Consider the following 9,078-nt stretch of genomic DNA (forward strand, 5'->3'; position numbering starts at 1 on the left):
TTCAGTTCAATCATAATGTGTACTGAAAGTACGAAATAAGGAGTAGCTATGCGATCTTTGGAAGAATCAATTAAAAATATTGGCATCACCGAAGTAGCTCGTGCTTGTGGGGTTAGTGAAAGAGCCGTTTATAAATGGCTCAAAAACGGATTTCTCCCCAAGACCGAGTTTTTCGGTAAGACCAACTATGCCGAGACAATCCAACAAATTTCTGACGGTAAATATCAGGCGAACGATTTGTTAGATATCAGCCGAAAAAAATTGCTCTCAGCATAACTGTAGCACTGCTCTTTAAAAATCTGCCCTCACGACAGGCTGCTGGTGTAACCCTAGCAAACTGAAATAGCGCCGAGTGAAACTCAGGCAATCGGGGAGTTATACCCCGTAAAGGCCGATCATCATGATGCCAGTTCGTGTTTATTAATCATCTATCTCAGGATAGTTGATACACCTGTATATTTATTAAACGAAATTTCACTTTAGGAATTTTACGGATGGGAAAAGCAATGAACAAAGTATCAATCAACTATGACGGGGAAACAATCGACATTTCCCCGATAAAGATGTCAACGGCTGCGGAGATAATCAGCCGCTTTAGCGCTGGCAAAATATCTGCGACCTTCGGAATTGACCCCCTTTTCATGACGACGACAGAAATCGACGAAACTGTTGGTGCTCTCTGCATATGCCCGAACGACGATTACGCCACTGCTTTCCGTTTTTTGAATGAGTTTCTCATTGAGTTGTTCCCATTCCTCGAAAGTCGCGGGAAATCCTTGTGCATCAGTAAAGATATTTAGGAATTCATGATATTGCGATTCGTCTTTGTAGCAAAAAACACCAGTAGCTTCTACCTGCATAGACATGTCGAACCTCCTTCGGTTCTTAGTTGTGGAAAACCAAGAATAAATCGAATGATGGTTCGGCGCCAGTGGGATGGGGCAAAAAGAAAAACCTCGGCTGTTCGAGCAACCGAGGCTTCTGAAATGCAACTTGAACTGGGAATTTAGCGGTTCCCGAACAACAGTCCACAGAGGTAATTATACATGAAAAATAAATTTAATCACAGTGCTGTGCATAAAAACAACATGCGCGATAGGTTGGCTCGTTCCGTTACCGAGGATGGGGCGAAAAAACTGCGCGAGGCTCTGGAGGATGCGAGGTTGCGTCTGGAACATCGCGAGGATCTGACCGGAGGGAAGCGGCATGGGTAATGTAATAGCGCTAAAAAGAGCAGAAGCAGAAGCGCCGAGGAAATCGGGCAAGGGGTTTGCCTTGATGTACAGACAAATAATGGACTGCGACTTCTACAAAAAGGATTCCCAAGCTGTTCATTTGTGGCTACATCTGATCCTGAAAGCCAACAGCAAGCCGGGCGTTGTTGAATCTGATATCGGTGAAGTAATGCTGTGCCGAGGTCAACTCATGACAAGTAGGCCAAAGCTGTGTGCTGAAACAGGAATTGAAGATAACAAAATGAAAGCATTGCTGCGCAGTTTTAAATCTAAGAGCATGATTTCAGTTGAGTCAAAAAACAACAAGTTCAGTATTATTTCCGTACTGAAATACGACGAATTTCAAGGTGAAAATTGTCCAAGAGTTGTCCAAGAGTTGTCCAACGCAAATCCAGATGTAGCAAGGGATGAAGGGGAAGAGTGTCCAACGGTTGTCCAAGACATGTCCATAAACAACAATATATATAATATAACTACATCTAAAGATGTAGTTGGTGAGTTTTCTGACGAAAACAACCTGCCACAGTCAGTCAAAGAATCTCAGTCCAAAAAATCAAAACCCGTTCCCTACCAAGCCATGATCGATGCCTATCACGAAATCCTGCCTGAAATGGCTAGGGTCACTGTCCTGCGTGACGATAGAAAATCCAAGATGCGAACATTCTGGCAGCGGGCGAGCAAGGAAGTTCAGTCCGAGCACGGTAAGCCATTCACACTGGATAACTGGAGAAGCTACTTGCGTTACATTGCCGAGCACTGTCGCTGGATGATGGAAAAACGCCCTAACGGCAAAGGTGGTTACTGGAGAGCCAAAAACTTGGATTATCTCATTACCGACAAATGCTACGTATCCGTCAAAGAGGACAGAGCCAATGACCATGACAGAAATTAACCAAGTACCCCATAGCTTCGAAGCCGAACAAAGTGTTATCGGTGCATTACTGCTAGACCCCCAAAGCGATAACGCACAATACGTATTCTCGATGCTAACCCCCGATGATTTTTATAGCCGTCATCACGGTTTGATTTACACTGAGATGCGCACGATGAACACCCAGCGCCAACCTATTGACATCCTCACTGTGGATGATCGTTTGCGGAGTACTGGAAAGTCTGACAATACGGGTGGGTTCGCATATCTGGCTGAGGTAGCCAAGAACACACCAAGTACGGCTAACATTGTTGCCTACGCTAAGAAACTTAAGGGAACTGCTGCCGAGCGTTACGCCATCGAGAAAACCAATGAAATTCAGCGGTTGCTGATGGCACCCAGCACGCTCACATTTGCTGAGAAAATGGACATGGCTCAGAGGTTGTTAGGCGAAGCTGCTGAGAACGGCACCACAGGACACAAGACCGGACTCAAGCCACTGAGTGAAATTGCCGATAGGTGGTTCACTGAACTTGAAGAACGATTCAATAATCCAGAGTTACACGTGGGACTTAAGACAGGTTTACGCGATTTAGACGAAATGCTCGCGCCTAAGTACATCGCTAATGGATCGCTATTTGTTATCGGTGCGCGTCCTAAAATGGGTAAGACTACAGTGTTAACTGAGATAGCGAAAAACGTCGCGGGTGATGGGCTTCCTGTGTTGATGTTCAGCATGGAGATGACGGATAAACAACTCTTTGAGCGCATGGTCAGCCAGAAATCAGGAATAAATTCAGATGCGTTCTACGGTGGTATTGAGGACGACTACGAATGGGCGTTACTCAGTCAGGCTATTGGAGAATTGAAAAATACGCCTAATGTCTGGATTGATGACACACCGGGAATGACATTCGCACACATTCAGTCCCAGTGCCGCAAGATCAAGCGTCAGGTCGGCAAGATTGGTTTTATCGGCGTTGACTATTTAACCCTGATGAAGACCGAAAAGGCAGATCGTAATGACATTGCTTACGGGAATATTACTAAGGGTCTCAAGATACTGGCGAAAGAACTGGATACAACGGTAGTTCTGCTGACCCAGTTGAACCGTAACCTCGAAGAGCGAGCCAATAAGCGGCCTATGCCGAGTGACAGCCGTGATACGGGGCAGATTGAGCAGGATTGTGATTACTGGATGGGGGTTTATCGTGATTCGGTTTATCACGAGAAATCAGACCAAACACTAACAGAATTGATCCTCCGCCTCAACCGTCATGGCAAGGCGGGAACCACCTACATTGAACAAAAAGGGCTGAGCTTATTCTCTATCGATCAGGTCGAAGGAGAACGCAGAGCCAAACGAAACGAAGATAGACCTAATAAACCCCGCCATAAGGACTTTTGAGATGAAAATCAAGCAGCTACAACAACAGATTCACCAACAAAATATCGACGCGGGTTGGTGGGATAATCCCCGTGAACGCGGAACATTGCTCTGTTTAATCCATTCCGAAATCAGCGAGGCGATGGAGGGGGAACGCAAAAATCTAATGGATAACCATTTACCTCATCGACCAATGGCAGAGGTGGAACTGGCTGATGCTGTCATTCGTATTTTGGATTACGCAGAGGCATTTGGTTATGACATTGAGGGCGCGATTGCTGAAAAATTAGCATACAACAGGCATCGGGCAGACCATAAACGAGAAAATCGCGCCAAATCTGGCGGTAAGGCATTTTAATGAAAATCAAAACATCGGCACTAACGGGACGGGCGTTGGATTGGGCTGTAAGTATGGCTGTCAGAGAGGATGTTAATTTCTTAATTGAAATGTCAGATGTAATACCTGCATATTCAATTAGTTGGAATTTGTGTGGGCAGTTGATTGATGGATACATCGACGATTTAACTCACATGGCATTTAGAGGTGATCATTGGGTGGCAAATTGTAGAGCAGCACGAATTGGTGATTTTTCTATTTTTAAAACGCAAACAGGCGACACCCTGCAAATCGCCATTTGCCGCGCTGTCGTCGCTGCTCAGTTAGGCGATGAGGTTGAGATACCGGATGAGCTGGTGGAGGGGATATGACAATGGCAAGAACAGCAATTGAACGAGCTAATAATGCTGCGAAACACAATTACTCATGGTCAGCAATGTGTCAGGTTCACATCTGTAAAAAATGCGGCACAGCAGAGCACCGCAGCGGTTGGTATTGGTGGTCGGGTTACAAATCGAGAATTGAGCCGCCATGCGATCGGCGATGCTCTAAGGATGAACTACTGAAATGGCTAATCCGAAATTATGCAATAATTGTGGAACGAATGAACTTGTATTTATAGAGTCAAAATATTTTAAAAGAGAAAAAGCCTTTAAAAGTTTTGTCTTATGTAAATCGTGCAATAAAAGAACTACTCCTGTGCAGTGGTTAAGATGTGAAAGCGACGTTAGAGATCAAGTATTAAATAACTGGAATAATGAAAATTAAGGACATTTTATGGAATGTGATTTTCTATTTCATGAATCAACCAAACAAGCTGCATGGCAACAACTCAAAGACGTCCTAGCTACCAACCAACCTCACCGCCTCATCATCAAACCGTGGAAAAACAAACGCTCATTATCTCAGAACGCGACCGCGCATTTGTGGTTCGGTGAGATTAGTTGTTTTCTGAAATCTAACGGAGCGAAATTTTCACCGGATGAAGTTAAAGAGATGATGAAACACACATTCTTGGGCTACGAGGTTGTGGAGCGCATTGATGCCAGAACTCAGGAGCCTGAGCGTGTTAGGACACTCCGCCAGACATCCAAATTGGACACTGGAGAGATGTTTCGATTCATGGAGCAGGTTGAGCAGTGGGCTGTGGGTATTGGTTGTTTTGTGACAGTGCCAGATGACAGCGAATACATGAAACTCAAACAGGAGCAAGAGCGGTGAACGAAATCAGAAAACCGGTGGATAAATTACCACGTAATTACGGATGGAACAGATTAAAGCTGGCTCAACATAGTTACGCCGATTTAGAGCGACTCCGAATTGACGTTGAGGAAAACCATGCGTGTCAGGATGGTATCCATCTCATTGATACGAAAGGCCGGAAAAAGTTGGATGCAATAGATTGGGCGATATACAACAAACAAAAGGCGGAAAGGGATGAAAAAGCTAAGACGGCGGAAATGTAAAGAGTGTGGCGAGCAGTATGAACCAGAACGGCAATTACAAAATACCTGCTCAATCCAGTGTGCAATAGCCAGAGGTAGGAAACAAGAACAGAAAAAACGAGAGGAACTGGAACGACGACGAAAGAAAGATAATAAAATTCAGCAGAAGCTAGCCCGCGACAAACTCAAAGCCCGCAAACTCTCAGTAAAGCCCCGCAGTTATTGGATTCAACAAGCTCAACGAGCAGTTAACTCATATATCAGAGAGCGAGACCGCGATTTACCGTGCATTTCCTGTGGTACGTATACATCTGCTCAATGGGATGCGGGTCATTACCGGACAACGTCAGCAGCGCCTCAATTGAGATTTGATGAACGGAATATCCATCGCCAGTGTGTTGTCTGTAACCAGCATAAATCGGGGAATCTGGTTCCGTATCGGGTGGAGTTAATCCGGCGTATTGGCCTGGAACCGGTTGAGGCTATCGAATCGAATCATGACCGCCACCGATGGACGATTGAGGAATGTAAGGCGATTAAAACTGAGTTTCAGGAGAAATTAAAAATACTGAGACAGGAGGCGGCATGACATTTGAAATGACATCAATCCCCAATCTACTCATAAAACACCGAGGCAATCAAACTCAGTTAGCTCGTGAATTGGGTATTAATAGAATGACGGTTGGCAAATTCGCACGTGATTTTAAATGCCAGTATCACGTCATATGCAATGGGGTACTGATGACAAAATCAAAGCTGAAAGGGAACCAGAGAGGAATAAGATGAGTAAAGAATCATTCCCGTTGCTGGCCTATGTAGCCAACAAGAAAGATTTACGTCGGGTGTGGGGCAAAGGCTGGAAAACTATTACACCAAGTCAGCGCGTCTGGGTCAGGTATTTAATGATGATTTGGGGTAAGCAATATGGAGGGAATGAATATCCCGGAGGAGAATGTAGCGTCATAGGCCGATTAATGACTCGTGAAGATTGGACAGACGCCGAAGGTGAACGGATCGTTAAAGTGGTTAAAGATCTACATAAACTAGGCTACGAAGGCGATGAGTTATTTCAGAAGGCTCATGAAGTTCTAAATCCCAAGCAAACATTAAGCGGCATCATCGCTCTCGCCAAAGAATCAGATGATGCCGCCTTTGTTGAAATGGTTCTGAATAAGACGTTTAAGCGGGGTAATCCTATTCGTGATATCGCTATTAAACGATATTGTGAGCGCAAATACCCGCAAAAGATTGCCCGTGAGTTATCAGGGATGACTGGCTGTGACGTCCAATGGGCTAGGAAACGCGCTGCATGGTCAGAAGAGCTATTGGAAGAGGAAATGTATTATGCGATCAAGAGAGAAATTAGAAAAGAAAACTGCGAAATATATCACTAAATATAAATATTTTCTAAATTAGCTTGATTTTGAGAAATTTAAGTGTATATTTTGTGTTATGCTCGGGAGGTAAAACCGAAAGCAGGGTAACAAGAGAAACCGAGGCGGCGCTTGTTACTGAACCGTCTAGTTCGTCAAGCGAAAGATTTTCGCCCACTCGAACCACTCCGGCTGAGAGGTCGGAATAAATTCCAAGCCTCGCCAATGCGGGGCTTTTTTGCATCTACCAGTTGTCAACTCAGAGTTTACACCCCGATCGGGGTTAGAGATCACCCCATGCAAGATGAATTCGATGGATTTATCCAACTACCTGAGAATCTTCGGTAGTTCAAATTACCCGATATCGGATTTCCGACATCGGAACAAATTCAATCGGTTATAAATTCAAGGCTGCGCGTGTGAAGTGACCCCTTATGTTGGTTGTCCAACTATTTCATGATAACGACAAGGTAAGCAGCACTTGTGGCAATTCAGCAGTCTTAATATAACTGGATGAAATTAATTGAATCTTTCTGTGTGTGGAGTCAAATTTACAATTAAGAAAAATAGCTTAAGTGAGCTAATTACCGTAGAATTCCGACCATCTTATATAATGGGTGGAGTCTTATAGCAATGGGGAATAAATCTCAATCAGTTAGTATCATTTACAAAGGGAAAGCTCTTGATAATCACAAGATGGATATTTTGGCATTTGCTAATAGCCTTCAAGGATTAGGGGATGCTATTTATGACGCTAATAAAATTATTAATGGCGGAAATGATATCCAAGTAAATGTGGATGCAAAACTGATAGCAGGGTCATTTGGCTTTGATATTGAGGTTATTCAGAGTGCCGCAAGTGCTAAAGACATCATTCAAATTTTAGGGTTATCCTCGATTCCTCTAGCTATGGGTGGGGCAACTGTGCTGGAAGTTTTAAAAAAACTAAGCGGAAAAAAGGTTGACATTGTCGAATCAGAGACAAATAACAATCTAGTGAAATTAAGAGTTGATAATGAAGAGATCATTTGCACGAAGGATGTTGAAAAAATTGTTAACTCACCTGAAATTCGCAAATCTATTGATTCTTTCGTCAGAAAGCCACTTTTAATTGATGGTGTTGATAATTTTGTTGTAAAGGAGTTCCGTAGTTCTGAAAAGAACATTCTCGACATAGATCATAATGAAGCTGAAAAATACAAAGCACCAAAAGTATTATTTGAAACCAAAGAAGAAGTAGATGAGATTGATACAACAGTTACTTTTATCTCAGCACATATGGACAAGAAGAGTGGTTGGCGGGTAGAGTTAGATGGTGAAAAACGGAATGTCAGAATGGAAGATGACCAATTTATCACATTAGTAACCGGCGCTGATGCCCCCAAAATCTTTGGTGAGTTATTTGCTGTAAAAATGAAAAAAATTATAAAAAATACTAACGGTGTAGTGGACGAGAAACTATCCATTACAAAAGTTGGTAGACATTTCGCTGATCAGGCGAGAAAAATCATAACTAATGCGAATAAAACATGATGCCAGACATAAGTTTATTGAGTTCGCTGGGATTGCTGGCGGCCTTTCCCGCTATATTTATTACTACGAGGGTAGCTATTAGATGGCTGCTCAATAAACTATTGCCTGAAACAAAAGTTCACATCAAATATACTGATGTAAATAAAAACACTTATAAAACTACTATTTATATCAATAATGATGATGAGTTAATGAAGCTCATTGATGACATAGCAGAAAAGAATAAAAATGAGAGGGGGAGAGCAACCCCTCATGTCTGAACAGAAAAAAGCGAGCAGTAAATTATTAAGTGTTGCCGGAGGTGGAGGCATAGGGATGTTTCTTATGAAGTTGCCACTTTTCTCTAGTAATCCTGTATTAAGGGATGCTTATATGGCTGCTGTCCCCCTGATCTCTATTGCGCTAAGTGAGCTATTTTCTTTTGCATGGACAATATTTGCGACAGACCCCCATGAAGTCAGGCTCAGAAGAAAACTAAGACACATAAAAGTTCAACTGAAAAGTAACTTAGATGATGAAAGCAACTCAATGTCACCAGATATGCGCTTGAAAGCACAAAAACGCTATGACACTATCTGTGGTATAGAAATGGGAATTTACCCATTATCTATAATCAGTGATCTAGATGGGGTAGCATCAACAGGCACTCGTTCACAAGAAAGTAGTTGATTATTGCGTTAGATGGCTACTTTACAAATAGAAATATTTTCTTAAAAGATCGCTCAGGCGGTCTTTTCTAATTCTGCCACCGCAATCACTCCCAGAACCTCAGTCTCTCCTATTGCGGCTGGCAACCTTGACTTGTGAGCCTGACAATACAAGTGGTAATAGTTAAAACAGATTCTAAGTTTGTTTAAAATTGGGTTAAGTTTGCAACCATACATCCGAGGTGAATAA

17 protein-coding genes are annotated in these 9,078 nt (G+C 43.0%); 16 read left to right on the plus strand and 1 reads right to left on the minus strand.

Features of this window, described 5'->3' with window-relative positions; all coding sequences use genetic code 11:
• The first annotated feature begins 48 nt into the window (after window positions 1-48).
• Window positions 49-276 (plus strand): helix-turn-helix transcriptional regulator, encoded by a 228-nt coding sequence (locus WDV75_RS17790; RefSeq protein WP_273572185.1) that lies wholly within the window; start codon window positions 49-51, stop codon window positions 274-276.
• A gap of 290 nt (window positions 277-566) precedes the next feature.
• On the opposite strand, the gene WDV75_RS17795 is transcribed toward WDV75_RS17790, so the two are convergent.
• Complete coding sequence (locus WDV75_RS17795) at window positions 567-866, minus strand: hypothetical protein (RefSeq protein ID WP_273572186.1); 300 nt, start codon at window positions 864-866, stop codon at window positions 567-569.
• Between the two features lie 180 nt (window positions 867-1,046).
• Between WDV75_RS17795 and WDV75_RS17800 the strand changes: the two genes are divergently transcribed.
• From WDV75_RS17800 to WDV75_RS17870, 15 genes are all read left to right on the plus strand, one after another.
• A complete protein-coding gene (locus tag WDV75_RS17800) occupies window positions 1,047-1,214 on the plus strand; it encodes a hypothetical protein (protein ID WP_273572188.1) in 168 nt (55 codons plus the stop codon).
• On the plus strand, window positions 1,207-2,127 hold the full coding sequence (locus tag WDV75_RS17805; RefSeq protein WP_338860242.1) for a DNA replication protein: 921 nt from the start codon (window positions 1,207-1,209) through the stop codon (window positions 2,125-2,127). The genes WDV75_RS17800 and WDV75_RS17805 overlap by 8 nt, the downstream gene beginning before the upstream one ends.
• A complete protein-coding gene (locus WDV75_RS17810) occupies window positions 2,114-3,514 on the plus strand; it encodes a replicative DNA helicase (RefSeq protein ID WP_420497572.1) in 1,401 nt (466 codons plus the stop codon). Before WDV75_RS17805 ends, WDV75_RS17810 begins: the two co-directional genes overlap by 14 nt.
• A gap of 1 nt (window position 3,515) precedes the next feature.
• Entirely contained in the window at window positions 3,516-3,851 is a 336-nt protein-coding gene (locus tag WDV75_RS17815) for a hypothetical protein (RefSeq protein ID WP_273572194.1), read from the plus strand.
• Window positions 3,851-4,201, plus strand: a complete 351-nt coding sequence (locus WDV75_RS17820) for a DUF2591 domain-containing protein (protein ID WP_338860244.1) — start codon at window positions 3,851-3,853, stop codon at window positions 4,199-4,201. The genes WDV75_RS17815 and WDV75_RS17820 overlap by 1 nt, the downstream gene beginning before the upstream one ends.
• A 33-nt stretch (window positions 4,202-4,234) precedes the next feature.
• Window positions 4,235-4,396, plus strand: coding sequence for a hypothetical protein (locus WDV75_RS17825; RefSeq protein WP_273572116.1), 162 nt, complete (start codon window positions 4,235-4,237; stop codon window positions 4,394-4,396).
• A gap of 1 nt (window position 4,397) precedes the next feature.
• The gene (locus WDV75_RS17830) at window positions 4,398-4,598 is read left to right on the plus strand and encodes a hypothetical protein (RefSeq protein WP_338860019.1); all 201 of its coding nucleotides are present in this window, start codon (window positions 4,398-4,400) and stop codon (window positions 4,596-4,598) included.
• A gap of 9 nt (window positions 4,599-4,607) precedes the next feature.
• A complete protein-coding gene (locus tag WDV75_RS17835; protein WP_338860245.1) occupies window positions 4,608-5,051 on the plus strand; it encodes a YbcN family protein in 444 nt (147 codons plus the stop codon).
• Window positions 5,048-5,296 (plus strand): hypothetical protein, encoded by a 249-nt coding sequence (locus WDV75_RS17840; RefSeq protein ID WP_338860066.1) that lies wholly within the window; start codon window positions 5,048-5,050, stop codon window positions 5,294-5,296. Before WDV75_RS17835 ends, WDV75_RS17840 begins: the two co-directional genes overlap by 4 nt.
• Window positions 5,268-5,864, plus strand: coding sequence for a recombination protein NinG (locus WDV75_RS17845; protein WP_338860247.1), 597 nt, complete (start codon window positions 5,268-5,270; stop codon window positions 5,862-5,864). The genes WDV75_RS17840 and WDV75_RS17845 overlap by 29 nt, the downstream gene beginning before the upstream one ends.
• An 8-nt stretch (window positions 5,865-5,872) precedes the next feature.
• A complete protein-coding gene (locus tag WDV75_RS17850; RefSeq protein ID WP_338861210.1) occupies window positions 5,873-6,061 on the plus strand; it encodes a helix-turn-helix domain-containing protein in 189 nt (62 codons plus the stop codon).
• Complete coding sequence (locus tag WDV75_RS17855; protein WP_273572395.1) at window positions 5,983-6,669, plus strand: hypothetical protein; 687 nt, start codon at window positions 5,983-5,985, stop codon at window positions 6,667-6,669. The genes WDV75_RS17850 and WDV75_RS17855 overlap by 79 nt, the downstream gene beginning before the upstream one ends.
• Before the next feature lie 612 nt (window positions 6,670-7,281).
• Window positions 7,282-8,181, plus strand: a complete 900-nt coding sequence (locus WDV75_RS17860) for a hypothetical protein (RefSeq protein WP_338860070.1) — start codon at window positions 7,282-7,284, stop codon at window positions 8,179-8,181.
• Window positions 8,178-8,441 (plus strand): hypothetical protein, encoded by a 264-nt coding sequence (locus tag WDV75_RS17865; RefSeq protein WP_273572361.1) that lies wholly within the window; start codon window positions 8,178-8,180, stop codon window positions 8,439-8,441. Before WDV75_RS17860 ends, WDV75_RS17865 begins: the two co-directional genes overlap by 4 nt.
• A complete protein-coding gene (locus tag WDV75_RS17870) occupies window positions 8,434-8,850 on the plus strand; it encodes a hypothetical protein (protein WP_273572362.1) in 417 nt (138 codons plus the stop codon). Before WDV75_RS17865 ends, WDV75_RS17870 begins: the two co-directional genes overlap by 8 nt.
• Window positions 8,851-9,078 lie beyond the last annotated feature (228 nt).

The sequence above is a fragment of the Xenorhabdus griffiniae genome, assembly GCF_037265215.1.
In the GTDB taxonomy this organism is placed as follows: Bacteria; Pseudomonadota; Gammaproteobacteria; order Enterobacterales; family Enterobacteriaceae; genus Xenorhabdus; species Xenorhabdus griffiniae.